Source organism: Actinomycetospora flava (genome assembly GCF_037400335.1).
GTDB lineage: Bacteria > Actinomycetota > Actinomycetes > Mycobacteriales > Pseudonocardiaceae > Actinomycetospora > Actinomycetospora flava.
In genome coordinates, this window is record NZ_JBBEGM010000001.1 from 1,046,399 (window position 1) to 1,070,090 (window position 23,692).

Annotated in this window: 27 protein-coding genes and 1 pseudogene; 2 read left to right on the top strand and 26 right to left on the bottom strand. The window is 74.3% G+C overall.

What is annotated here, in order from left to right:
* Positions 1-6: 6 nt before the first annotated feature.
* From WCD58_RS05130 to rpsB, 9 genes and pseudogenes are all read right to left on the bottom strand, one after another.
* Positions 7-2,502, bottom strand: a complete 2,496-nt coding sequence (locus WCD58_RS05130) for a GcvT family protein (protein ID WP_337700153.1) — start codon at positions 2,500-2,502, stop codon at positions 7-9.
* Positions 2,503-2,521: 19 nt separating this feature from the next.
* Positions 2,522-3,355, bottom strand: coding sequence for a methylenetetrahydrofolate reductase (locus WCD58_RS05135; RefSeq protein ID WP_337700156.1), 834 nt, complete (start codon positions 3,353-3,355; stop codon positions 2,522-2,524).
* An 11-nt stretch (positions 3,356-3,366) separates the two neighbouring features.
* Positions 3,367-4,593, bottom strand: a complete 1,227-nt coding sequence (locus tag WCD58_RS05140; protein ID WP_337700158.1) for a glycine cleavage T C-terminal barrel domain-containing protein — start codon at positions 4,591-4,593, stop codon at positions 3,367-3,369.
* 159 nt (positions 4,594-4,752) lie between these two features.
* Positions 4,753-5,487 carry a class I SAM-dependent methyltransferase gene (locus tag WCD58_RS05145; protein WP_337700814.1) on the bottom strand — a complete coding sequence of 245 codons (735 nt, stop codon included), beginning with the start codon at positions 5,485-5,487 and terminating at the stop codon, positions 4,753-4,755.
* 99 nt (positions 5,488-5,586) lie between these two features.
* Positions 5,587-6,519 (bottom strand): phosphatidate cytidylyltransferase, encoded by a 933-nt coding sequence (locus WCD58_RS05150; protein ID WP_337700160.1) that lies wholly within the window; start codon positions 6,517-6,519, stop codon positions 5,587-5,589.
* 6 nt (positions 6,520-6,525) lie between these two features.
* On the bottom strand, positions 6,526-7,083 hold the full coding sequence (gene frr / locus WCD58_RS05155; RefSeq protein ID WP_337700162.1) for a ribosome recycling factor: 558 nt from the start codon (positions 7,081-7,083) through the stop codon (positions 6,526-6,528).
* Between the two features lie 13 nt (positions 7,084-7,096).
* Entirely contained in the window at positions 7,097-7,843 is a 747-nt protein-coding gene (gene pyrH / locus WCD58_RS05160) for a UMP kinase (protein WP_337700816.1), read from the bottom strand.
* A 98-nt stretch (positions 7,844-7,941) separates the two neighbouring features.
* Positions 7,942-8,766 (bottom strand): translation elongation factor Ts, encoded by an 825-nt coding sequence (gene tsf / locus WCD58_RS05165; RefSeq protein ID WP_337700165.1) that lies wholly within the window; start codon positions 8,764-8,766, stop codon positions 7,942-7,944.
* Between the two features lie 232 nt (positions 8,767-8,998).
* Positions 8,999-9,862: pseudogene (gene rpsB / locus WCD58_RS05170) on the bottom strand (30S ribosomal protein S2); the annotation flags it as partial.
* A gap of 428 nt (positions 9,863-10,290) precedes the next feature.
* Between rpsB and WCD58_RS05175 the strand changes: the two are divergent.
* Positions 10,291-10,881, top strand: coding sequence for a peptidoglycan DD-metalloendopeptidase family protein (locus tag WCD58_RS05175; RefSeq protein WP_337700167.1), 591 nt, complete (start codon positions 10,291-10,293; stop codon positions 10,879-10,881).
* 3 nt (positions 10,882-10,884) lie between these two features.
* Here WCD58_RS05175 and WCD58_RS05180 read toward each other — a convergent pair whose 3' ends face one another.
* The 3 genes from WCD58_RS05180 to dprA all read right to left on the bottom strand — a co-directional run bounded on the left by WCD58_RS05180 (position 10,885) and on the right by dprA (position 14,638).
* Positions 10,885-11,970, bottom strand: a complete 1,086-nt coding sequence (locus WCD58_RS05180; protein WP_337700818.1) for a FliA/WhiG family RNA polymerase sigma factor — start codon at positions 11,968-11,970, stop codon at positions 10,885-10,887.
* A 43-nt stretch (positions 11,971-12,013) separates the two neighbouring features.
* A complete protein-coding gene (locus WCD58_RS05185) occupies positions 12,014-12,964 on the bottom strand; it encodes a tyrosine-type recombinase/integrase (RefSeq protein ID WP_337700820.1) in 951 nt (316 codons plus the stop codon).
* A 465-nt stretch (positions 12,965-13,429) separates the two neighbouring features.
* Positions 13,430-14,638, bottom strand: coding sequence for a DNA-processing protein DprA (dprA, locus tag WCD58_RS05190; RefSeq protein WP_337700169.1), 1,209 nt, complete (start codon positions 14,636-14,638; stop codon positions 13,430-13,432).
* Positions 14,639-14,805: 167 nt separating this feature from the next.
* Between dprA and WCD58_RS05195 the strand changes: the two genes are divergently transcribed.
* Positions 14,806-16,074, top strand: coding sequence for a recombinase family protein (locus WCD58_RS05195; RefSeq protein ID WP_337700171.1), 1,269 nt, complete (start codon positions 14,806-14,808; stop codon positions 16,072-16,074).
* A 276-nt stretch (positions 16,075-16,350) separates the two neighbouring features.
* Here WCD58_RS05195 and WCD58_RS05200 read toward each other — a convergent pair whose 3' ends face one another.
* From WCD58_RS05200 to WCD58_RS05265, 14 genes are all read right to left on the bottom strand, one after another.
* Positions 16,351-16,650, bottom strand: coding sequence for a hypothetical protein (locus tag WCD58_RS05200; protein WP_337700173.1), 300 nt, complete (start codon positions 16,648-16,650; stop codon positions 16,351-16,353).
* On the bottom strand, positions 16,647-16,988 hold the full coding sequence (locus WCD58_RS05205) for a hypothetical protein (protein ID WP_337700175.1): 342 nt from the start codon (positions 16,986-16,988) through the stop codon (positions 16,647-16,649). The genes WCD58_RS05200 and WCD58_RS05205 overlap by 4 nt, the downstream gene beginning before the upstream one ends.
* 17 nt (positions 16,989-17,005) lie before the next feature.
* Positions 17,006-17,710 carry a recombinase family protein gene (locus WCD58_RS05210; RefSeq protein ID WP_337700177.1) on the bottom strand — a complete coding sequence of 235 codons (705 nt, stop codon included), beginning with the start codon at positions 17,708-17,710 and terminating at the stop codon, positions 17,006-17,008.
* Positions 17,711-18,238: 528 nt separating this feature from the next.
* A complete protein-coding gene (locus tag WCD58_RS05215; RefSeq protein WP_337700179.1) occupies positions 18,239-18,715 on the bottom strand; it encodes a hypothetical protein in 477 nt (158 codons plus the stop codon).
* Positions 18,716-18,727: 12 nt separating this feature from the next.
* On the bottom strand, positions 18,728-18,898 hold the full coding sequence (locus WCD58_RS05220) for a hypothetical protein (protein ID WP_337700181.1): 171 nt from the start codon (positions 18,896-18,898) through the stop codon (positions 18,728-18,730).
* A gap of 17 nt (positions 18,899-18,915) precedes the next feature.
* The gene (locus tag WCD58_RS05225) at positions 18,916-19,356 is read right to left on the bottom strand and encodes a hypothetical protein (protein WP_337700183.1); all 441 of its coding nucleotides are present in this window, start codon (positions 19,354-19,356) and stop codon (positions 18,916-18,918) included.
* On the bottom strand, positions 19,334-19,762 hold the full coding sequence (locus WCD58_RS05230; protein ID WP_337700185.1) for a DUF7718 family protein: 429 nt from the start codon (positions 19,760-19,762) through the stop codon (positions 19,334-19,336). Before WCD58_RS05230 ends, WCD58_RS05225 begins: the two co-directional genes overlap by 23 nt.
* An 89-nt stretch (positions 19,763-19,851) precedes the next feature.
* Positions 19,852-20,613 carry a hypothetical protein gene (locus tag WCD58_RS05235; RefSeq protein ID WP_337700187.1) on the bottom strand — a complete coding sequence of 254 codons (762 nt, stop codon included), beginning with the start codon at positions 20,611-20,613 and terminating at the stop codon, positions 19,852-19,854.
* A gap of 5 nt (positions 20,614-20,618) precedes the next feature.
* Positions 20,619-21,674 carry a hypothetical protein gene (locus tag WCD58_RS05240; RefSeq protein WP_337700189.1) on the bottom strand — a complete coding sequence of 352 codons (1,056 nt, stop codon included), beginning with the start codon at positions 21,672-21,674 and terminating at the stop codon, positions 20,619-20,621.
* Positions 21,671-21,979 carry a hypothetical protein gene (locus WCD58_RS05245; protein ID WP_337700191.1) on the bottom strand — a complete coding sequence of 103 codons (309 nt, stop codon included), beginning with the start codon at positions 21,977-21,979 and terminating at the stop codon, positions 21,671-21,673. The genes WCD58_RS05240 and WCD58_RS05245 overlap by 4 nt, the downstream gene beginning before the upstream one ends.
* Positions 21,976-22,575, bottom strand: a complete 600-nt coding sequence (locus WCD58_RS05250) for an HGGxSTG domain-containing protein (protein WP_337700822.1) — start codon at positions 22,573-22,575, stop codon at positions 21,976-21,978. The genes WCD58_RS05245 and WCD58_RS05250 overlap by 4 nt, the downstream gene beginning before the upstream one ends.
* Positions 22,527-22,727, bottom strand: a complete 201-nt coding sequence (locus WCD58_RS05255) for a hypothetical protein (protein ID WP_337700193.1) — start codon at positions 22,725-22,727, stop codon at positions 22,527-22,529. Before WCD58_RS05255 ends, WCD58_RS05250 begins: the two co-directional genes overlap by 49 nt.
* A complete protein-coding gene (locus WCD58_RS05260) occupies positions 22,720-23,310 on the bottom strand; it encodes a hypothetical protein (protein ID WP_337700195.1) in 591 nt (196 codons plus the stop codon). Before WCD58_RS05260 ends, WCD58_RS05255 begins: the two co-directional genes overlap by 8 nt.
* Before the next feature lie 44 nt (positions 23,311-23,354).
* Positions 23,355-23,663 (bottom strand): hypothetical protein, encoded by a 309-nt coding sequence (locus WCD58_RS05265; RefSeq protein ID WP_337700197.1) that lies wholly within the window; start codon positions 23,661-23,663, stop codon positions 23,355-23,357.
* Positions 23,664-23,692 lie beyond the last annotated feature (29 nt).

Genomic DNA, 23,692 nt, shown 5'->3' on the forward strand with positions numbered 1-23,692 from the left:
GCCGCGTCACCGCATCCGCGCGTCGTCGGGGTCGAACAGCGGCGTCCGGCCGGCCCGCGCGACCGTCACCGGGTACCGCTCCCCCAGGTACTCGACGAGCAGCCCGGTGCCCCCCACCGCGTGCCACGGCGGCAGGTAGGCCATGAGCAGGTGCGTCCCGAGCGACGGGGCGGCGCCCGCGCTGGTGACGTACGACGGGCGCCCGCGCCGGTCGGTGATCCGCTGCCCGTCGGCGGTGAGGATCGGCTCGCCGCCCTGCGGGTACCGGCGGTGCCCGCTCGCGTCCAGCGTCAGCGTGCACAGCGTCGCCTCGGGCTCGCCCTCGCGCGCCTTGGTGTAGGCGGCCTTCCCGACGAAGTCGGCCGCCTTGAGCCCCGGCAGCGCGAGCCCCGCCTCGACCGGCCCGTGCTCGCCGTCGAGCTCGTGGCCCATGAGCCGGTAGCCCTTCTCGATGCGCGCGGTGGTGCCGTACACGCCGATGCCGGCGGGCACGATCCCGTGCGGCGCCCCGGCCTCGGCGACGGCGTCCCACAGGCGCAGCCCGCACTCGGTGGGCGCGTGCAGCTCCCACCCGAGCTCGCCGACGTAGGACAGGCGTAGCGCGAGCACCGGGATCGACCCGATCACGATCGTCCGGGCGGTCCCGAACGGGAACGCGGCGTCGGAGACGTCGTCCTCGGTGACGGCCGCCAGCACGTCGCGCGCCCGCGGCCCCCAGAGCCCGAGGGTGCACACCGCCGAGGTGAGGTCGGCGAGGGCGACGGAACCGTCGCCGGGCAGGTGGCGCGTGAACCAGTGCAGGTCCCGCGCCCCGTCGGAGCCGCCCGTGACGACCCGGAAGTGCGACTCCCCGAGCCGCACGACGGTCAGGTCGCTGCGGAAGCCGCCGTCCGGGCCGAGCACCGGCGTGTAGATCACGCGCCCCACGGGGCGGTCCATCCTGGCCACGCACAGGTGCTCGAGATGGGCGAGCGCTCCCGGGCCGCGGACGTCGAACTGGGCGAACGCGCTCAGGTCGATCATCGCGACGCCGCGGCGCATCGCCAGGTGCTCCGCGTTGATGATCGGCGACCACCAGCGCGCGTCCCACTCGTGCGGGCGGTCCTCGACGCCGAGCTCGGCCACGAGCGGCTCGTTGGACCGGTACCACTGGGGACGCTCCCAGCCCGCGACCTCGAAGAACTCGGCGCCCAGGGCCTCCTCGCGACCGAAGAACGGCGAGCGGCGGGCGCCGCGGTCGGATCCCCACTGCTCGCGCGGGTGGATGATCCCGTAGGTCTTGTTGTAGCCCTCGGCGGCGCGGGCACGCACGTGGGTGCGGGTGCGCTCGTGGGGCGCGAAGCGGGCGACGTCCGCGGCGTGCGGGTCGATCTCGGGGACGCCCGCGGTCATCCACTCGGCGATCAGCCGGCCCACCCCGGGGCCCTCCTTGATCCACACGGCGGCCGCGGACCAGAGCCCGGCGACCTCCGGGGTCTCGCCCAGCAGCGGGTGCCCGTCCGGGGTGAGCGAGAGCAGCCCGTTGATGGCGTGCCGGATACCGGCGTCGGGACGGTCGAGGATGCCCGCGAACAGCTCGAGCGCCGCCTCCATCTGCGGGTCGAAGTCGTCGGCGGTGAACGGCAGCTGCGTCGGCGAGAGCGCCGCGGCCGCGATCGACGGGATCTCGTCGGGGTCGCACAGGATCGGCCGGTGGGCGTAGGAGCCGATCTCGAGGTCGGCGCCGCTCTGCCGCTCGTACATGAACGGATCCATGTCGCGGATGATCGGGAACGCGATCTCCCGCCCCGTCGCCGCGAGCTCCGCGATCGGGCCCACGTCGATCATCTGGTGCACGGCGGGCGTCAGCGGGATGGTCGCGCCGGCGAGCTGCGCGATCCGCGGGCTCCACACGCCGCAGGCGACCACGACGTACTCGGTCTCGACGTCGCCGCGGTCGGTGCGCACGCGGCGCACCCGCCCGTCCTCGACGTCGACGGCGAGCACCTCGGTGAGCGCGGAGACGGTGAGCGCGCCCGCCGCGCTCGCCCGCTCCCGCATCAGCTCGCCCGCGCGCAGCGGGTCGACCACGGCCACCGACGGCGTCCAGAACCCGCGCAGCACCGGCGCGGGGTCGAGGAACGGGACCTTCTCGGCGACCTCGGCCGGGGTGATCAGCTCCGCGTCGATCCCCCACGCGCGCGCCGAGGACATCCGCCGGTCGAGCTCCTGGACCCGCTCGGGGGTGCGCGCGAGCTCGATGCCGCCGCACGTCGTCAGCGTGCCGAGCTCGGTGTACTGGCGCATCGAGTCGCCGGTCAGCAGCGTGATCTCGCGGGAGTGGTCGACCGGGAAGACGAAGTTCGACGCGTGCCCGGTCGACCCGCCCGGGTCGGGCAGCGGCCCCTTGTCGAGGAGCAGGATGTCGCGCCACCCCAGCCGCGCGAGGTGGTGCACGACGGAGTTGCCGACGATGCCGGCTCCGATGACGACGACCTGGGCCCGGTCCGGGAACGGGGTCACGGCTCTCTCCTCGGAATCCTCACGCCGCCGTGCGCCGGGCCTCGGACAGCCAGCGCACGGTCGGCTCGATCTGGTTGAACGTGAAGAGGTGCAGCCCGGCGAGGTCACACCCCGTCGCCGCGAGCCCCTGGACTAGTTCGTCGGGGGTGTGGCGGCCTCCGCGCAGGAGCCCGCCGGCGGTGCTGCGGTGCGAGCGCGCGAAGCGCACGGCGTCGGCGACCCCGATCCGCACGGACAGGCGCAGCAGCCGCGCCGCGTCGACGACCCCGGGGACGCCGGCGATCACCGGCAGGTCGATCCCCCGCCGCCGCGCCTCGCCGGCGAACCGGCCGACGAGGTCGGCGTCGAAGCACAGCTGCGTGACGGTGTAGTCGGCGTGGAACTGCTTGACGCGCAGGTCGGCCCACAGCACGTCGTCGGCGATGCGGTGGTGGCCGTCGGGGTAGCTCGGGACGCCGGCGCGCGGCGGGCGGCGGTCGAGGTCCTCCATCGCGCGCAGCAGCGCGAGCCCGTCGGGCAGGTCCCCGGCGGGCTCGCGCGCGTCGCCACCCACGACGAACACCTCGCGGACCCCGGCCGCGGCGAGCCGGTCGAGGTGCTCGGCCAGCTCGCCGCGGTCGCGCACGCTGCGCGCCGCGAGGTGGGGCACGGCCGCGAAGCCGCGCGCGGCGAGCTCCTCGGCCACGGCCACCGTGACCCCGAGGCCCCGGCTGGGGGCCGCGGTGACGGTGACCGTCGCCCCCGCCGGGAGGTCGCGCAGGAACTCGTCGGGCGCGTCGAGCACCCCCGCCGTCGGCGCCACCTCGTAGCGGGGGTCGGCGAGCAGCGCCCCGAGAGCGGACACAGGGTCCATGACCGGCCCCGCTAACCCTTGGGGGTCTGCTTGCTCGGGTCGACGAACGGCTTCTCGACCACGACGCCGTCGCGCACGTCGTCCGTGGTGATGACCTGCAGCGTCGTCCCGATCGGCGTGGACGGCGTCGCGACCATCGCGAGGCCGATGTTGCGCTCGAGCCGCGGCGACCAGCAGGCGCTGGTGACCGTGCCGACGAACTCGCCCGCCTCGTTGCGCACGGTGAACGGTTCGATCATCGAGCCGTCGTTGAACGTGCCCAGGCGCGCGCCGCCGATCTCCACGCCGACCATCGACCGCGTGAGCCCGCGCGCCTTGGCCCGGATCAGCGCGTCCTTGCCGACGAAGTCGGCCTCCTGGTCGAGGTCGACCATCCACGTGTAGTCGTAGCCGACCTCGAGCGGGTTGGTGTCGAGCGTGATGTCGCAGCCGTAGGCGAGCATGCCGCCCTCGATGCGCCGCATGTGGCACGGGCCGATCGGCCGCATCCCGTGCGGGCGCCCCGCCTCCCAGACCCGGTCCCACAGCCGGCCCGCGTTCCGGACGGCGTCGCGCAGGTAGATCTCGTAGCCGATCTCGGCGCTGTAGCCGGTGCGGCTGACGACGACCTCCATGCCGTCGATCACCGCGTGCCGCAGGTGGTAGTACGGGATCTCGGCGACGTCGGAGCCGAACAGGTCGGTGACGACGGCCTTGGCCTTCGGCCCCTGGACCTGCACCGGGGCGACGTCGATCTCGCGGACCCGGACGTCCCAGCCGCCGGCGTGCGCGAGGCCGGTGGCCCACAGGCCGACGTCGGAATCGGCGAGCGAGAGCCAGAAGCGGTCCTCCTCGACGCGCAGCAGCACGGGGTCGTTGACGATCCCGCCGTCGGGCGCGGTGACGAACACGTACTTGCACTGGCCGACCGCGCACCGGTTGAGGTCGCGGGGCACCAGCATGTTGGTGAACGCGAACGCGTCCGGCCCGACGATCTCGATCTGGCGCTCGACGCCGACGTCCCAGAGGGTCACGTCCTCGAGCAGCGCCCAGTACTCGGCGATCGGGTCGCCGTAGTGGCGCGGGTGGTACGTGTGGTTGTAGACGCTGTACATCGCCACGCCGTGCGCCCGCGACTTCCAGAAGTACGGCGACTTCCGCAGCCGCGGGTAGAGCAGGATTCCCGGGTTCGTCACCACCGTCGACGACGGTTCCGGCACGAGCTCCACCGCCGCCCGCGTGGGCAGGACGTCCGTCATCAGCACCTCACCTCATCGTGCGTCCGGCGGCCCCCGAGCCGGTGTCGGACGTTGGTTGCGAGGAGTGCAACCGGTTTCCCTTGACGCAACCACGATGCGACCGTGACCGAGATCACGTCAAGGGATCCGGGGCGACGAACTGATATATGGGTGCGCGGACTAGGGCCGCAGGAGACCGATCGGTTCACGACGCGTGTGCACGCGATAGCCGACCGGGAGCGTCAGGCCGGGGGTGCCGTCGATCGCCTTCTGGGCGACGGCGGGGGTGAACTCGATCCGCAGGACGTCGGCGAGCGTCGTGCGGTCGGAGAACCGCCAGAGGGTGTCGACGCGGCGCACCGCGAAGCCGTGGGTGGCGAAGAAGCGCTCGGCGGCGCCCGGGTCGTAGCGCGGGGCCGACGCGCGCATCCAGGAGCCGTAGGAGTGGCGGGTGGCGTCGAGGTCGACGACCACGAGCACGCCGCCCGGACGCAGCACCCGCGAGGCCTCCGCCAGCCCGGGCTCGCAGCCGGGGCCGAAGAAGTAGGCGGTGCGGGCGTGCACGACGTCGGCGGAGTCGTCGGGCAGCGGCAGGGCGGCGGCGCTCCCCTGCTCGGCGCGGGCGCCCGGCAGGCCCTCGATGCGCTCGCGGGCCCGGGCGACCAGCGGCGCGTGGGGCTCGACGCCGACGACCGTGCGGGCACGCTCGGCGAACCGCGGCAGGTGGTAGCCGTCGCCGCACCCGATGTCGACGACGTCCGCGCCGTCGTGCGGGGCCAGCTCGGCGACGGTGTCCCACAGCGCGCCGGTCGCGTCCTGCGCCTCGTTCTCGCGCTCGTAGACCTCGGGCCAGCGCCAGATGTTGGGGGACTCGATGACGTCCCGGGAGACGGAGCGCAGCGGAGGTCGACCCATCGACTCGTCGCGGAACCTCGTCACGCGAGCTCTTCCCGCGCCGGAGGTCGCAGGACAGCGCGACGGAGGAGCGCTGGCGTGCGCATCTCCTTGGCGCGACTAGACATGCACGGGGACGAGCACGAGCAGCAGGAGCCAGGCCATCGGTGCCGAGGTGACCAGCGAGTCGAGGCGCTCCATCAGCCCGCCGTGTCCGGGGATGGTGTTGCCCATGTCCTTGATGCCGAGGTCGCGCTTGATGAGGGACTCGACGAGGTCGCCGGTGACGGCCGTGGCCACCAGCAGCGGACCGACGATGAGGCCGTACCACCAGTGGTCGTCGAGCAGCAGCGCGACGCACAGGCACGCGCCCGTGGAGCCGGCGATGATCGACCCGGCGAGGCCCTCCCAGGACTTCTTCGGGCTGACCTTCGGGGCCATCGGGTGCTTGCCGAACAGCGCGCCCAGCGCGTAGCCGCCGGTGTCGGAGCAGATGACGACGATGAGGAACGTCAGCACGCGCGCGGTGCCGTCGGCGGGGACGACGAGCATCGTCCCGAACGCCATGCACAGCGGCACCCAGCACAGCACGAGCATCGAGGCGCCGACGTCGCGCACGAAGCCGGCCGCGCCCAGCCGCATGCGCCACAGGAAGCAGCCCAGCACGGTGACGAGCAGGGCGCCGAGGATGCCCTCGGTGCCGAACGGCCAGGCCAGCCAGATCATCGCCTGCCCGCCGACCAGTACCGGGACGCGGGACAGGCGGATGCCGGCGCCGCGGTGCAGGGCGCCGAAGAGTTCCCAGGTGCCGATCACCGCCGAGACCGCGACGATCCCGATCCACGCCTGCCGGACCGTCAGCAGCGCGACCAGGATGACCGCGCCCATGGCGAGGCCGACGCCGATCGCCAGCGGCAGGTTGCGCCCGGCCCGGGATGTCCTGGGCTTCTCCGCCGCCGGCTCCTCCGTCGCGGGGGTCGCGGTCGTCTCCGGGGTCGCCGGGGAGCCGGCTGCGGGAGCCGGACGCCGGGGCCGCGAGGCGGAGGAGGGCATGGGGCGTCAGACCTCGAGGAGCTCGGCTTCCTTGTTCTTGACGAGCTCGTCGACCTGGGCGACGTACTTCGCCGTGACGGTCTCGAGCTCCTTCTCCGCGCGACCGGTCTCGTCCTCGCCCGCCTCGCCGTCCTTGACGATGCGCTGGAGCTCGGTCATGGCGCCGCGACGCACGCTGCGGATGGACACCTTGGCGTCCTCGCCCTTGCCGCGTGCCACCTTGACCATGTCCTTGCGGCGCTCCTCGGAGAGCTGCGGGAACACGACGCGGATGATCTGGCCGTCGTTGCTCGGGTTGACGCCGAGGTCGGAGTCGCGGATCGCGCGCTCCATGCTCTGCAGCTGGCTGGCGTCGTAGGGCTTGATGACGGCCATGCGGGCCTCGGGCACCTGCACCGACGCGAGCTGGTTGAGCGGCGTCCAGGCGCCGTAGTACTCGACGGTGATGCGGTTGAACATCGCCGGGCTGGCGCGGCCGGTGCGGACGCCGCCGAGGTCCTCCTTGGCGACGCTGACGGCCTTCTCCATCTTCTCCTCGGCGTCGAGGAGCGTCTCGTCGATCATGTGTCGCCTCTCCTCAGGAGCCGGAGGGTGTGTGGACCAGCGTGCCGATCCTCTCACCCCGCACCGCGCGTGCGATGTTCCCGTCGACCAGCAGGTTGAACACCATGATCGGCATGTTGTTGTCCATGCAGAGGCTGAACGCGGTGGCGTCCGCGACCTTGAGCCCCTTCTCCAGCACCTCGCGGTGGGAGATCTCGTGGTACATCGTCGCCGTGGGGTCGAGCTTGGGGTCGGCGGTGTAGACCCCGTCGACGCCCTTGGCGAGCAGCACGATCTCGCACTCGATCTCCAGCGCGCGCTGCGCGGCGGTGGTGTCGGTGGAGAAGTAGGGCATGCCGACCCCGGCGCCGAAGATGACCACGCGGCCCTTCTCGAGGTGGCGCATGGCGCGGCGCGGGATGTACGACTCGGCGACCTGGCCCATGGTGATCGCGGTCTGCACCCGGGTGTCGATGTGGTGCTCGCGCTCGAGGAAGTCCTGGAGGGCCAGGCAGTTCATGACCGTGCCGAGCATGCCCATGTAGTCCGCGCGCTGGCGCTGCATGCCGTAGCGGTGCAGCTCCTCGCCGCGGAAGAAGTTGCCGCCGCCGATGACGACGGCGATCTCGATCCCGGAGGCCACGACGTCGGCGATCTGGCGGGCGACGGTCTGCACAACCACCGGGTCGACACCGACCCCGCCGCCGCCGAACATCTCGCCGCCGAGCTTGAGCAGGACCCGGCGATGGCCGGAACGGGCCTCGGGGCCGGCGTCCGACACGGTCTGGGGACTGGCCACGCGCTCTCCTCCCACCGACGTGCGCGACGTGTGCGTCGGGGGCGGGGCCGGGCGGTGTGCCCGGCCCGCCCCCGCACACCTCAGGGCTGGCCGACCTCGAAGCGCGCGAAGGTGCGGACGGAGACGCCCGCCTCCTCCAGCACCTTGGCGACCGTCTTCTTGTCCACCGACACCGAGTCCTGCTCGAGCAGGACGGTGTCCTTGTAGTAGCCGTTGAGACGACCCTCGACGATCTTCTCGAGGATCTTCTCGGGCTTGCCCTCCTCGCGGGCGGTCGCCTCGGCGATCCGCTTCTCGTTCTCCACCACGTCCGCCGGGACCTCGTCGCGGGTGGTGTAGAGCGGACGCGCGGCCGCGACCTGCATGGCCGCCCCGCGGGCGCCCTCGGCCGCCTCGTCACCGTCGCCGGTGTAGGCGACGACGACGCCGATGGCCGGCGGCAGGTCCGAGGACCGGCGGTGCAGGTAGGTCGCGGTCGGGCCGTCGAGCAGCGCGATGCGGCGCAGCTCGAGCTTCTCGCCGATGCGCGCCGAGAGCTCCTGGACCTTGTCCTCGACCGTGCCCTCGCCGAGCGAGGCGGCCTTGAGGGACTCGAGGTCCTTGGTGCCGCTCGACAGGGCCACGCCGAGGATGTCCTCCGCGAGCTGGACGAAGTCGGCGTTCTTGGCGACGAAGTCGGTCTCGGAGTTGAGCTCGATCATCGCGCCGTCACGGGCCGCCACGATGCCGTTGGCGGTGGTGCGACCGGCCCGCTTGCCGACGTCCTTCGCACCCTTGATGCGCAGGGCCTCGACGGCCTTGTCCATGTCGCCCTCGTTCTCCTCGAGGGCCTTCTTGCAGTCCATCATCCCGGACCCGGTGAGGTCCCGGAGTGCCTTCACGTCCGCAGCGGTGTAGTTCGCCATGGTGCGGCTCTCGTCCGTCCTCGTTGTCGAGTGAGTCGTTTCGGTGCTCGCGGCAGGCGGGGGCCTGCCGTCAGCCGGCCCCGCCCTGCGGGGTCGGGGCGCCGTTCTGCTGGCCGGCCTCGGGAGCGGCGGCGATCGCGTTGTCGTCGGTCTCCGCGTTGGCGTCGACGGTGCCGCCGGTGCGCTCGGGGCGGCTGACCGGCGTGGTGTCGTCGCCGATCGCGTTGGTCGTGGCCTCGGCCTCCGGCGTGGCGACCGGCGCGTCGCCGGGCGCGTCCACCGCGGAGCTGGTGCTGCCCTGGTCCAGGCCGGTCGGCGCGCTGGCGCCGTCACCACCCTGGGCCATGAGCTCCTGCTCCCACTCGGCCAGCGGCTCGTCCTCGCCGCGCTCGCCGCCGCCGTCGCGCTGGCCGCGGGCCTGCAGGCCGTCGGCGCACGCCTGGGCGACCACGCGGGTCAGCAGCGCCGCCGAGCGGATGGCGTCGTCGTTGCCCGGGATCGGGTAGTCGACCTCGTCCGGGTCGCAGTTGGTGTCGAGGATGGCGACGACCGGGATGTTGAGCTTCCGGGCCTCGCCGACCGCGATGTGCTCCTTCTTGGTGTCGACCACCCACACCGCGCTGGGCACGCGGCCCATGTCGCGGATACCGCCGAGCGTCTTCTCGAGCTTGTCGTGCTCGCGGGTGAGCATGAGGATCTCCTTCTTGGTACGACCCTCGAAGCCCCCGCTCTGCTCCATGGCCTCCAGCTCCTTGAGGCGCTGGAGGCGCTTGTGCACGGTGGTGAAGTTGGTGAGCATGCCGCCCAGCCAGCGCTGGTTCACGAAGGGCATGCCGACGCGGCGCGCCTGCTCGTCGATGGCCTCCTGGGCCTGCTTCTTCGTGCCGACGAAGAGCACCGTGCCGCCGTGGGCGACGGTCTGCTTGACGAACTCGTAGGCGCGATCGACGTAGGACAGCGTCTGCTGCAGGTCGATGATGTAGATGCCGTTGCGCTCGGTGAAGATGAAGCGGCGCATCTTGGGGTTCCAGCGGCGGGTCTGGTGACCGAAGTGGACACCGGAGTCCAGCAGCTGGCGCATCGTGACGACGGCCATGCGGTGGAACTACCTCTCTCGGCGGCCCGGTGCTCGTGACCAGGCCTGGCGGTTGTCGCGACGGTCCCGGTCGGGCCGCCGCCCTGGTGCCCTCGGGACCGATCCGGAACCCGCTGACGCGGGACCGCCCGGATGCGGCTCTGGCAGCGCCACGCGGGGGCGGCGCTTGAGAGGGCACGCGAAGTCGGCCCGCCGGGCCCCCACGCGGACGTGGAGACGACGGACCGCTGGTCACGAGTGTACCCGCGCACCCGTCCCCGCCTCCCCGCGGGCGTCGTTCCCCCGACTCGCGGACGCACGGGAAGTGCGAGCGATGCGGCATCGCCGGCGTGTGACGCCAGGATCGCCGCATGCTCGCCCGCGCGACACGCCGGGGCGGTCGCGAGGTCCGAGGGAGCCGTGGGCGCCCCCGGTGCGTCCAAGTCCGTGTGAAGTGTCGTCTCCTCGCCGCCGTCGCCCTCGCCGTGGTGCTCGCGGTGATACCGGCCGTGGTGCCGGCCGCCCCGGCCCGCGCCGCACCCGCTCCCCCGCCCGTGGTGCCGGTCGGGGCCTTCGGGTGGCCGCTGGCCGGGGTGGACGGCCGCGGCGCCCCGGCGTCCGCCGGCTCACCGGGCGCGGTGACGCGGCTGTTCGACCCGCCGCCGCACTACTACGGCCGCGGGCACCGGGGGGCCGACGTGGGCGGCCGGCCCGGGGTGGCGGTGATCGCCGCCGGGGACGGCGTGGTGGTGTTCGCCGGGCCGGTGGCCGGGCGCGGGGTCGTCTCCGTGGAGCACGCCGGCGGGCTGCGCACGACCTACGAGCCCGTCGCCGTCACCGTCGCCCCGGGCGCGGCGGTCCGGCGCGGCGACGCCCTGGGCGCGCTGGAGCCCGGACACCGCGGCTGCCCGGTCGCCGCCTGCCTGCACTGGGGCCTGCGGCGTCCGTCGGCGGACCCGTCCGCGGGCGCGCTCGACTACCTCGACCCGCTCCTGCTGCTCGGTCTCGGCCGGGTGCGGCTGCTGCCGACCGACCCGTGAGCGTCAGGCGTGCTGCAGTTCGGCGAGCCGGGCGCGCAGCCGCATCACCGCGCGGGTGTGCAGCTGGCAGACCCGGGACTCGGTGACCCCGAGGACCCGGCCGATCTCGGCGAGGGTCAGGTTCTCGAAGTAGTAGAGACCGACCACGGTGCGGTCGCGCTCGGCGAGCTGCCCGACCGCCTCGGCGAGCAGCCGGCGGGTCTCGCGGTCCTCCATCGCCGAGAGCGGGTCCTCGGCGCCCGTGTCGGGCAGCGACTCCGCGAGCGACGGCGCCGTCGCCCCGTCCACCGAGGCGCCGCCCCGGCCGGCCGAGACGAGCTCGTCGAGCGCGGCGACGCTGGTCATCGCGATCTGCCCGAACGTCGAGCGGAGATCGTCGGTCGAGGTCTCCAGCTCGGCGGCGAGCTCGGAGTCGCTCACCGAGCGCTGCTCGCGGCCCTCGAGGCGCTCGATGGCCCGCTCGATCTCGCGGGCGCGGGACCGCACCGAGCGCGGCACCCAGTCCTGGGAGCGCAGCTCGTCGAGGATCGCGCCGCGGATGCGCTGCATCGCGTAGACCTCGAACTTGCGGCCGCGGTCCGGCTCGAAGCGCTCGATGGCGTCGACGAGCCCGAAGATTCCGCACTGGATGAGGTCGGCGACGTCCACGTGGGCGGGCAGGCCGGTGCCGACGCGGCCGGCGACGTACTTGACCAGCGGCGCGTAGTGCAGCACCAGCCGGTCCTTGGTCGACTTGCGCGGGTCGTCGGCGTACGCGGCCCAGAGCTCGGCGATGCCGGCCTCGACCATCGCCTCCTCGTCCGCGCCGCCCGGGGTCGCGCCGCCGAGCGTCGCGGGGAGCACGTGCTCGGCCGGCGCCGGGTGCTGGTCGCGCGCCCCGTCGGCCGGGGCCGGCACCGGCGCGAGCGCGGTCGCCCCGTCGGTGGCCGGGCCCGGGGGCTGCCGGCGCTCGGGCGCGCGCCGCCGCGGGGTGCGGGCGGCGACGCCGGCGGCGCGCACGGCGGCGTCGGAGTCGGACCCCGGCAGGGCGGGCAGCGGGCCGGTCTGCGGCCCGGTCTCGTGCCCGGTCTGCGGCGCGTCGGCGGACATGGTGCTCACGGAGGATCGCGCGGCCCCGGCGGCACCCCAGGCCTCAGGCACGGGGGTGGGCGGTGTCATGGACGGCCCGGAGCCGCTCCGCGGACACGTGCGTGTACAGCTGCGTCGTCGCCGGGGACGCATGCCCCAGCAACTCCTGGACGCTCCTCAAATCCGCTCCCCCCTCGAGCAGGTGTGTCGCCGCCGAGTGCCGGAGCCCGTGCGGCGCGATGTCAGGTGCCCCCGGGACGGCACCGGCGGCGTCGTGCACGACCCGGCGCGCGATGCGCTGGTCGAGCCGGCCGCCACGGGCGCCCAGCAGGAGCGCCGGTGGTGACGTCGGGACGGCGAGAGCCGGGCGCCCCTCCCGGCGCCAGGCGTCGAGTGCGGTGGCGGCCGGACCGCCGTAGACCACGGTGCGCTCCTTGCCACCCTTGCCGAGTACCCGCAGCGTGCGCCGGCCGTCGTCGACGTCGTCGACGTCCAGCCCGCACAGCTCGGCGACCCGCACGCCGGTGGCGTAGAGCAGCTCCAGCAGCAGGTGGTCGCGCAGCGCCACGGGATCGCCCTCCGCGGCCCCGGAGGCCGCCGCCTGGAGGGCCGCCGCGGCCTGGTCGGCGCGCAGCACCTCCGGCAGGCGCCGGTGGGCCCGCGGCGAGGCGAGCCGGGCGCCCGCGTCGGTGGCCGCGCGCCCGGTGCGGGCGGCCCACGCGGTGAAGGTGCGGGCCGCGGCCGCCCGGCGCGCGAGCGTCGTGCGGCTCGCGCCCCGCGCCCGCACGGCGGCGAGCCAGGCGCGCAGGCCCGCGAGGTCGAGCGCGTCGAGGTCGAGCGCCGCGTCCTCGCCCGCGTCGGCCCCGCGCAGGTGGCCGAGCAGCGAGGTCACGTCACCGAGATAGGCCCGGACGGTGTGCGGGGAGAGCGCCCGCTCGTAGCGGAGGTGGGCGTCGAACGCGGCGAGGTGCGCGGCGCTCGTGGCGGACCCGCCGCCCCGCCGCGGAGCCGGCACGGCACCGCCCACAGAGGCGTCCACGGTGGCGTCCGCGGGGTCGTCCGCGGGGTCGTCCGCGGGGTCGTCCGCGGGGTCGTCCGCGGGGTCGTCCGCGGGGTCGTCCGGGGCGCCCGCCGCGGATCGGTCGTCCGCAACGTGACGCGCAGCGTGCGGACCGGTCGGTTTCCCGGGTCCCGAGCCGCCCGACGCCCCCGGTCCGCCCGCCGCTGCGAACGCGGAGCGTGACGACGTGACCGGGTCGAAGGGGAACTCACGAGAGGCCCCTCGACCGGGTGACCGCGACGGCGCGGGCAGCCCTCGGGCTGCGTCGTCGGTGGAGAACGTGCCGGTCATCGCCGTGAAGACTCCCGATCGGAACGCTCACGGTCAAGCACCGCCGCACCGCGTTCGGTGACCGTCGGCCACGGTCGGGGAGCGGTTCCACTCGTCGCGCTCTGCAACCGTTCGTCGCGCTGTGCCTGTTCACCCGGGTCGGCGACGCCACCGCCCGGCGTCCTCCACGACGAGACCGCGGGCCTCGAGATCCCTCAGGTGGGTGTCCGCCTCCGCGAAGTCGACCCCGGCGTCGTGGGCCAGACGTACCGCTGTGCGCGCCGCGTGGAGGGGCAGCGCTTCACGCACACGCATCGCCCCCGGGTCAAGACCGTCCGTCGGACGCGTCGGGGTACCCGGTGGAGGGGCGAGGCCGTCCCCCACTCGACTCACCTCCTCGACGACGTGCTCGACCCGCCCGACGACCGACACCTCCGGTCGGCGCGCGAGCTCGTGGCACCCCAGCGACATCACCGACGTGACCGGGCCGGGCACCACCATGACCGCGCGGCCCAGCGCGCCCGCCACCAGCGCGGTCCGCATGGCGCCCGACCGCGCGGCGGCCTCGACCACCAGCGTCCCCGCCGTGAGCGCGGCGATGATCCGGTTCCGCACGAGGAAGCGGTGGCGCGCCGGCGTCGCGCCCGGCGGGTACTCGGTGACGACCAGCCCCCGCTTGCCGATGTGCTCGAGCAGCGTCGCGTGCTTCGGCGGGTAGGCGCGGTCGATGCCGCAGGCGAGCACCGCCACCGTGTCGCCCCCGACCGCGATGGCCCCGCGGTGGGCCGCGCCGTCGATGCCCAGCGCGGCGCCCGACACCACCGTGCCGCCCCGGTCGGCGAGCTCCGCGGACCAGTCGCGCGCGACCCACAGGCCGTACTCGCTCGCCGCGCGCGCCCCGACGACGGCGACCCAGCCGGACGGGTCGGCGTCGAGGCGCAGCGGGCCCTGGGCCCACAGCGCCAGCGGCACGGCCGGCCCGTCGCGGGTCGCCGGCCCCTCGAGCCCCGGCGCGCCGTCCGGCCCCGCCACCACCCCGAGCCCGGCGAGCGCGGCGGCGGGCCACTCCGGGTCCTCGGGCACGATCAGGCGCCCGCCCCGGGCGGCGAGGAGCGCGAGGTCGGCCTCGGCACGGTCGGTCCCGCGGCGCGCCGAGGTCTCCCGGGCCACCGCGGGCGGCAGCGCGCCTGGCCCGTCACCGGCGCCCTCCCGGACCCGCCGCGCGGCGACGACCGGGCCGACCTCGTCGACGAAGGCGGCCAGCGCCGGCGCGGGCGGCTCGGCCACCCGCGAGAGGTAGGCCCGCGCGAGGAGCACCTCCGGGTCGACCGCCACGGCGACCCCCTGCGCGGCGCTCACGCCACCTCCTCGCCGTGCGCCGCACCGGACCCGCCCGCGCCGGACCCGCCCGCACCGACGAACCCCTTGAACCCGACGGCCTCCTCGATGTCGGGCAGCTCCGGGCCCGGGGCGCCGCGGAGGTCCGCGACCGTCCACGCGACGACGAGGGTTGTAAGTTAGCTGACGTGACCGGACCGGGCGCCCTGCGAGCAGCGGCCTACCTCCGCATCTCCTCGGACCGCAGCGGCGACGAGCTCGGCGTGACCCGGCAGCGCGAGGACGTGCGTGGCCTCGTCGAGCGGCGAGGCTGGTCGCACGCCGGGGAGTATGTCGACAACGACACCAGCGCGGCAGGCAAGAGACGCCGCCCGGCGTTCGACGCCCTGCTCGCCGCGATCCGCTCGCGTGAGGTCGACGTCGTCGCCGCGTGGGCCCTCGACCGGCTCGCCCGCACCGCTCGCGACCGGCTCGCGCTGATCGACGCGTGCCGGGACGCGGGGGTGATGATCGCCCTCGCCCGCGGGTCCGACATCGACCCGACGACACCCGCGGGCCGGCTGACGGCCGGAGTGCTCGGCGAGGTCGCGCAGCACGAGATCGACCAGAAGTCCGACCGGCAGCGCCGGGCCGCGGTCCAGGCTGCACAGCAGGGCCGCCGCATCGGGGGCCGCCGCCCGTTCGGCTACGACGACAACGGGATGACCGTCCGCGACGACGAGGCGGCCGCGATCCGCCGCGGCTATAGCGACCTCCTCGAGGGCGTCCCGCTGGCCCGGATCGCGCGCGATTGGAACGAGCAGGGCCTCCGCACCGGTCAGCGCTCCTACCGGGCACGCACCCGCGGCGAGCCGGTCGCGTGGCGCGCGGACGCGGTGCGTCGGGTGCTGTCGAACCCTCGGAACGCCGGCATCCGCGCTCACCGCGGCGAGGAGGTCGGGCCGGCGCTGTGGCCCGCGCTGGTCGACGTCGAGACGTTCCGGGCCGCCGCGTCGGTGCTCGCCGACCCGGCGCGGAACACTGCCGGGATGGGACGCGCCGGCCGTCAGCTCCTCACCGGGATCGCCCGGTGCGCGGTGTGCGACGAGCTCGTCCACGGCGGCGGAGCCCGGCACGGCAAGCCGGTCTACCGGTGCCGGTCGATGCGGCACATGCAACGGCTCCGCGACCCGGTCGACGCGTACGTGGTCCTCATCGTGTGCGGCATCCTCGACCGCGAGGGCGCCGCGCTGCTCGTCGACCACAACCGGCCCGACGCCGCCGCCCTGCGCGACGAGGCGGCCACGCTGCGGGCCCGCCTGGACAGCCTTGCCGTCGAGTTCGCCGACGGGGACCTGACCGCGTCGCAACTGCGCACGGCGACCGAGCGGCTCCGCGCCCGCCTCGCCGAGGTCGAGGCACGCCAGGCGGAGGCCGGCCGGGCGTCGGTGCTCGCCCCGTTGGTCGGGGGCCGCTGACGTCGCCGCAGCGTGGGAGGCCCTCGACGTCGACCGGCAGCGCGGCGTGATTGAGGCGCTCGGCATGACGATCCGCCTGCATCCGATCGGCCGGGGCACCCGCACCTTCCGCCCGGAGACCGTGGAGATCATCGCTCCGACCGACTGATGCGCCCCGCTCCCGGCGCGCTCGCCGCTGCATGCCACGCGGTCTCCGACCCCTCGGTGAGGTGGGCGGAGGCGGCGACCTCGTCGAGGGGACGGGGACAGCGCGCCGGGAACGGGGGCGCGGTGATCCTATCGGCGCGGTGACCGTTCTGGGGCGAGCAGGAGATCGGCCACGGCGGCGAGCGTTGTGTCGACGTCAGGAGCGGTCGCGTCGTGACCGGTGAGCGCGTCGTCGTCGGCCGGGTCGATCGAGTAGCCCCACTCGGTGCGGTCGGCTGTGGCCTGCACGGTGGCGAGGTGGCCGGCGTGGCGCACGACGAGGGCGATCGCGCCGGAGGCGAAGGTCTCGCACTCGACCTGCGCGCCCTCGGGTAGCGGCGACGCCTGGACTGCGTCGAGGAGCCACGTCGGGAGCGCACCGCTGGTCACGGTTGTCTCCGCAGGGTGTCGTGGATGTCCTTGAGGGACCGGGCGACGTCGGCGAGTACGAGGGTGACCTGCTGCAGCTCGCGCCGCGTGCTGAGCTCGGCCATGGCCCGGGCGTGGCCCATGTCGAAGCTGGCCGCGCGGGGGTCGGTCGGTTGCAGCGCGAGCGCCCTGTTCGATGCGTGCATCGCGAGGGTCTCGTAGAACTCCGCGGGGTCGTCCTGTAGCGCCGCCGCGGCGTCCTCCGCGCTGGCGAACGGGGAGCCGGCGAGGGTCTCTACGTCGTCGACCGGAGCGTCGGCCGCGGTGGTGTCGTCGTCGGTCTGCTGGTCGCGGGCCATGACGGTGGGGCGTCTCCTCAGGTGGTGGGGGCGAGGTCGGCGGCCTGCTGCGAGTGCAGCACGGCCCGGACGGTGGACGGGTACCAACGGACGCCGCCCTGCGCGGTGGGGACGTCCTCCGCGGTGAGGGTGGTCGCGAGACCGCGCAGCGAGGCGCCGGCGGCGTGCTCACGCACGATGCGCGCGACGACGTCGGAGGGCAGCGACGAGGGCCGCCCGAGGCGGACGCCCTGGGCGCGCTTGGCAGCGAGGCCCTCGCGGGTGCGCTGCCCGATGAGGCGGCGCTCGTACTGGGCGGAGTTCGCGATCGTGTTCGCGACGAACTCGCCCGCCGGGGTGGAGGTGTCGACGCCGAGGTCGAGCAGCACGAGGCGCCATCCCCGGGTGCTCGCCCGCTCGAGCAGGCGAGCGAAGTCGGCGACCGAGCGCGACACACGGTCGAGCTTCGCGGCGACCAGGACGTCCGCGTCGCCGGCGTCAAGACGGGCCAGCGCGGCGACGAGCTCCGGGCGGTCGTCCACCGTCTTGGCCGACAGGCCCTCGTCGGCGACGACCTCGAGGTCCCAGCCCTCCCGGTCGGCCCGCTCGACGAGCGCGGCCCGCTGAGCGTCGAGGCCCGCGCCCGACTCGACCTGCCCGCCCGTCGACACCCGGACGTACCCGATCGCGCGGACGGGGGCGTCGGCGGAGCGGCTGCGGCGTCGGCGGCGCGGTGCGGTCACACCCTCTACGTCGGTCTCTCGCCGCCAGGTGTTACAGCAAACGGTCAAATGCTGTACGGAGGGACCCCCACGCGTGTGACCTGGATCGCACCACCCGAGCCCGGCCGCGAGTCGCTAGCGTGCTTGTGCATGCGCGGTCTCGCCCTAGCCGGCCTCCTGTTCATGACCGTCGGCGTCACGGCCCCCAGGTACGCGACGTACGGGCTCGTCATCGGCGTCATCTGCCTCGCGTGCGCTGCCCTCCTCGCCGTGGCGAGAGCTGCAGAGGACCGCACGTCGCGTCCCCGGCAGGACGGCCCGCCGTACCCCGCCCCGCTGTTCGGGCCCGACTGCCGCTGCGGCGACATGAACCCCCGACCCATCACCCCAACGGGGTCCGACGGCGGGAACGCCCGCGCGATGATGGCCGAGAGAGACAGGGCGGCCCGCGCGCGGAGCATCGGCTGCCCGGTGCACCCCGGATGGTGATGAGCTGCCCCCGGGAGGAGTCGAACCCTCGAACCTCCGGCACCGGCCGCAGGGCCTCGATCAGGCGTCGAGCGACCAACCCTCGGGCGCGAACGACGTCAGGTCCCACCGCTTCGGACCCCGCCGGCGGGCAGCGTTGGGCGGCTGCCCCCACGTGATCGACACGCGGGCGCCGTCGACAGGTCCGTTCATCCCGATCACGAAGGTCAACGTGTCCCCGTCGCCGAGCATCGGCACCGGGTTGGGCAGCCTGCCGGGGTAGGTGCCATCGACGTACGCGGTCCCGCCGTCGATCTCGATGCGGAGCGCGTGCGCCGGCGCGTTCCCCACGTTGGTGAGCGTCCCGTACAGCGAGTTGTTGACGGTGCCGTAGCCGTCCGGCTCGCCGTCGTGACCGCGGAAGACATGCCAGCCCTCGACCGCCAGCCGGAGGTCCGGGGCGGCCTGGTGGCGGCCGCGCCACCACGTCAGGGCCGCGAACACGGCCGCGACCGACGAGGCGATCGCAGCGACGAACTGGACGGTGGTCGCCTGCACGAGACGAGGACGCTACTGATCGTCTCCGTCGTCGGGTGCCGGCGGGTCGATCGCGTCAGCGACCCCGGCCAGGTAGCCGCGGGTGAACGCGTCGCCCTCGATCTCGCCGCTCTCGACGGCCTCCACCGTGCGCCGCAGTGCTTCGGCCGCCGCGACCCGCTCGCCGGGATGAAGAGCAATCAACCCGCCTCCCCACACCCCTACGTTGGCGCAAGCTCGCGGCGCTCGATGAGCTTCGCCGCAACGACAGGACGGACGACGACGGACCCGCCGTTCTGGTGCAAGCAGTCCAGGAACATCGAGACGTGCGACCGAGGGGCGACATCGATGACCGCGTTGTCTTCGCAGGCCACCTGCATACGCGCCTCGGACGCGGTCCACATGATCGCGAGGCGCCAGTGGTCGCCTTCCTTGACGCCGAGGACGGTAGGCGTGCCGCCCTTGTAGCCCTCACGAATGCGGTCCCAGACGAACTCAATGGGGTCGTCTGGCAACGCGGCCACCACGTTGCTGCGCCGACCCTCGCCGCTGACTCGCGCGAGCTCGGCCAGCAAGTCCCGTGACCGGGTGACACGCGCCAGTTCTGCGGCCAGCCCGACGCGCGTCTCGGCCCGGTTGCTACCGGCCTCGCTTGCTGACACGTCGCGCCTCCCGTTCGTTCTCTTGCCAGTGCAGCTCTACCCGTTCGATCGCGTGGTCGACGCCTGCCTCAAGGTCGGCGTACGAGTGCACGGCGAACAGGGTGTTCTCATCACATCGTTCCTCGTCGCCGTTGTACAGGTGCCGGTGGACCCCCTTGCCGTGGCACGTGTCGTACACGGCGATCTTCACCCAATCGCCGTCGCGGCGCGCCATCTGGATCACGGCCCACTCGCACAGCCGTTGGTACTGGTCGTACGCGAGGCGCTGCACGAAGCCGGCGTCGTCGTCGATCTGGGTCCACGGCTCGAACTCTTCCTCGGCGGGGAGATCGGGCCACCAGGTGTCGTCCGGCGTCGGGCTCATGTCCACCAGCCGCCGGTCTTTCGGGTTCGGGTTGCGGCCCACTCCAGCGTCCACCCCTCGCGTATCCGGGTGGCGCGGACGAGCTTCCCCTCCCGTCGCGCCTCGCCACGATGGCGACCGCGTTCATGGTCTCATTCGGGTCCGACGGGTCTCGCCGCTCGGAGACGCCTCGACGGCGCGGCGTGAATCGAGGCGAGCAGCGCCGCAGCCCGTCGGACCCGCGCATCCGCGGCGACGAGAGCGAACACGTCGGCGTAGTCGATCGACGCCAGCACCGCGGCCGCCCGCCGGGCCCGGTCACCTGCGTCCAGCTCGCGCGGGACGACACCGGCCGCGACCACCGCCGCGACGTCGCCGGCCGCGGTCACCGCCTGCCGAGGCGTCGGGAAACCGGGCACGTTCACCGCGAGGACCCCGACGAGCTCGAGGCCGCCCCGCCCGACCGGGCGCCAGTCCCCGGACAGGCTCGACGCCCGCAGCGTCCGCACCTGCGACGGGGTGACGTCCGGCCGCAGGGCGCCCGCGAACCAGATGCCGTGCGCGTCCTCCCCGCACACCACGTCGGCCACCGCCGACCCCGTGTTGTCGTAGTGCTCCGACGCGGCGGTCAGGTTCCCGGCCAGGTCGGCGTGTCCGGTGCCAAGAGTGATCCGGCCGGTCGAGACCAGCCGGCCGGTCTCGGTCTCCACCTGGCCGCTGAGGTAGTAGCGGTAGCCCGACGCCGACGAAGGAGGGGTGACGTGACCGGGGAGCCCGACGTGACGGGTGTTCCACGCCGCGACGTGCCCGAGCACGTGACCCTCGCGCGTCACAGTCAGCGGTGTCGGCCCCGGCAGGCACGGGTCGTCGAACCACGCGTCGGGCGGGGTGACCGGGATCGCGGGAGCCTCCACGGCGGTCATCCTGCCCCGCCAGCGGCCACGCCCGGCGTGATGCTCGGGCCGGCGAACGACGCGCGCTCGTCCACCACCGCGGCGAGCTCGTCGTAGGCCGCGACGAGGACGGCCAGGTCGTCGGGTGATGCGGGCAGGAGGCCGTCGTCGTGGGCGTCCAGCATCATGCCGAGCCCGTGCAGGATCAGGTCGTCCCGCCGGGCCGGGTCGCTCACCACCGACGGGTCGCCCACCGCCGACGCCCGCGCGTCGTACAGCGGGATCGCCGCGACCGGGTCGTCGTCGGCGGCCGCCACCGGTGTCTCGGCGGCGGGTCCCAGGACGTCGGCCATGCCCGTAGCCGCGGCGACCCTGCCCGCCACCGTCGCCGGGCTGTCACCGGCCGCGACGTCGACGATATGGACTCGAACCCCGGGCGCGGCCTCGGCCTGCGCGTAGAGGGCGAGGGTCTCCGCGCGGTCGCGGCCGACGGAGTCGACGGCCCGCCCGATCAGCATCCCCCGCAGTCCAGCCATGTCGTACATCTGCGCGCCGACGGCACGACCCCACCCGCTCGTGAGGCACCGGAACGACCTGCGCAGAGGCGTGTCGAGCGCCAGACGCAAGGCGTACCGCCGGAGCCGCCGCTGCTGCGCGAGCTCCGGGTTGGACAACATCACCGCGTGCACCTCCCACCCGCAGGCCGCCGCCACCGACAGCCAGCGCGGGAGGAGCTTGTTCCACGCCCGGTGGGCGACGAGGCACGACGTCTCGGCCTCGGCGTGCCGAGAGGCCACGTAGGTCTGGGCGTCCCGGTCGGCGGTCATGACCTGCGTCGGCGACGCCTCCGCGAACCGCAATCGGTACACCTCGACCACCGGGAGACGCCCTCGCTCGTCCCGCGCCCCGTAGCCGTGACAGGGCGGCGCCGCAGTCCTCGTGCCGTTCGCGTTGACCAGTCGGTCGGGATCGAGCACGACCGGCTCCCCGTGCCGTGCGTTGACAGCGGCGGTCATCGTCGTGGTCTTGCCCAGACCGTGCTCGCCAAGCACGAACAGCACCCGGCGGAGGGGACCGCTCACAGGGTCGCGACCTCTCCGGGCTCGCACGGGCGGCGGTGCCCCGGGGCGGACAGCGCGCCCGCGAGGTCCACCGCCGCCTCCGCGAACTCGACCACGTCCCGCAGGGTCGAGTCGTAGGCCACCAGCACGTCGAACCAGTCGAGGACCTCCGCCGGCCGCACGTGCAGCGCCCTCCGGCACGCCTCGCACCCGCGCTCGTGCTCCGCCTCAACCGCGAACACGCGCATCGCCTCGAGCACGTCCGGCGGCCACGACGCACGCTCCAACCGGTCCGCAGCGACCCGCAGCATCCGCGGCCGGCTCACCCAGTCACCCCGACGTCAGGCACCGCCCGCAGGTGACGAGCCGCCACGGCCCGCGCCTCGCTCGCCCGGTCCCCCGTCACCCCGGCCGTGTCGAGCGCCGCCTGGACCGCGGCGACGACGAGGTCGGCCTGCTGCTCGCTGACCCGCGACAGCCGCGCGTCGAGGTCGAGCCGCGCGATCAGCCCGAGCACCTTCGCGCACCGGTCCATCGCCCGCTCGAACAGCAGCACCTCGCCGCGGACCTGCTCGCCGTACCCCTCGCTGTCGTACCGGACCGACCGGAGATCAGCGACGAGGCGGCCCAGCTGGTCCTTCCACGCCAGCACCTCCCCCGCGAGCTCCGCCAGCGCCTCGAGCGGGTTGTCGCACGGCGCGACCTCGAGCCGACCGATCGCCCGCCGGACATCCGCGTCGAGAGCACGCTCCGCGGCCGCGGCCCGCACCTGCGGCGCCGCCCCGCCGTGCATCCGACACACCGCCGCCCCGTGCACCGGAGCCGACCGGCACCGCTTCCCGTCCCGACGGCGCGCCGTGCAATGCTCCGCGGTCACGACGCGCCCCGCTGCATGGGGTGCGCGTGCCCCTCCTCGGTGCATGGGGTGGCGTCGAGCCACGCCCGCATCCGGTCGGCGAGGTTGAGCTGCGTCCGGTTCGGTGTTCCGGTCGGGTGCGCGGACGCGGCGTCGAGGGCACGGGCGAGCCGGTCGGCGTCGAGGGGGCAGCCGTGGCCGGCGGCCGGCTCACCCACGGTCGGCTCCGTCGAGGCGGTGGATGCCCCACCGGACCCACGGCGGCAGACCATCGGGCGAGAGCTCGGGGGCTGGGAACGGGCCGCCGCCGCTGAGGTGGCAGCGCTCGGCGTCGGTGATCGCGTCGCGGAACCGGAACCACGCCTCGAGCTCTCGAGAGACGACGCGGCGGGTGTTGTCGTCGTCGGGCACCGCGCGGGCGAGCTTCTGCACCGCGCCGAGCCAGGCGTGGACGTCGTCGCGTGGCTTGCGGTGGGTGACCCTGACGTCGTCCTTGTAGACCCGGAAGCGGATGACGTGGGCGTAGGCGGTCGCGATCGGCCGGGCGACCCGTGTGTAGCGGGAGACGTCGTCGCCGTGGGTGAGGACGAGGGCGCCCCACTCCTCGAGGTCGCGGAGCTCGTTCTCGATCTCGACGCCGCGGCGGCGGCGCTGGTCGGCTCGGGCGTGCCACCCGGCGACGTCGGAGGCGGCGCGCATGGGGTCGTCGAGCTCGTCGAGTTCGAGCTGGGCGGCCTCGGCGCGGAGGGCGGCGAGCTGCTCGGCGACGTCGGGTGCAGGGTCGGCGGGAGTGGCGGTCACGATGGTCGTCTCCTGACGGTGCGGGGTGAAGAGGTCGCGGAGCTTCATGGCTGGTGGTGCTGCATGGCGGCGAGCCACATGTCGGTGCGCACGGCGCCCTCCGCGGCGAGCTGGTCGGCGAACTGGTCGACGGCGTCGGCGATGCCGTGGGGGTGGAGCGCCGCCTCGTCGACGAGCTCGCGGAGGGCCTCGACGAACGCGGTGAGGTCGGCGAGGCCGTCGCCGGCGTTGAGCCCGGCCCGGGCGAGGTCCTGGACGAGCGCGGCGTGATCGCAGCCGGCCCTGATCGACGCGAGGGCGTTGAGTCGCGCGTGCCAGCGGTCGCCGTAGTGGCTGGTGCTGTCGGTGCTCACCGGTCGTCCTCCTTGTGCTGGCGTGTAGT

Coding starts and splice junctions, on each gene's coding strand:
- WCD58_RS05145 (WP_337700814.1), bottom strand. CDS start 5,487: ATGGGTCGACCTCCGCTGCGCTCCGTCTCCCGGGACGTCATCGAGTCC.
- WCD58_RS05135 (WP_337700156.1), bottom strand. CDS start 3,355: ATGGACCCTGTGTCCGCTCTCGGGGCGCTGCTCGCCGACCCCCGCTAC.
- WCD58_RS05250 (WP_337700822.1), bottom strand. CDS start 22,575: ATGCACCGAGGAGGGGCACGCGCACCCCATGCAGCGGGGCGCGTCGTG.
- WCD58_RS05180 (WP_337700818.1), bottom strand. CDS start 11,970: ATGTCCGCCGACGCGCCGCAGACCGGGCACGAGACCGGGCCGCAGACC.
- frr (WP_337700162.1), bottom strand. CDS start 7,083: ATGATCGACGAGACGCTCCTCGACGCCGAGGAGAAGATGGAGAAGGCC.
- WCD58_RS05205 (WP_337700175.1), bottom strand. CDS start 16,988: ATGGCCCGCGACCAGCAGACCGACGACGACACCACCGCGGCCGACGCT.
- tsf (WP_337700165.1), bottom strand. CDS start 8,766: ATGGCGAACTACACCGCTGCGGACGTGAAGGCACTCCGGGACCTCACC.
- WCD58_RS05140 (WP_337700158.1), bottom strand. CDS start 4,593: ATGACGGACGTCCTGCCCACGCGGGCGGCGGTGGAGCTCGTGCCGGAA.
- WCD58_RS05150 (WP_337700160.1), bottom strand. CDS start 6,519: ATGCCCTCCTCCGCCTCGCGGCCCCGGCGTCCGGCTCCCGCAGCCGGC.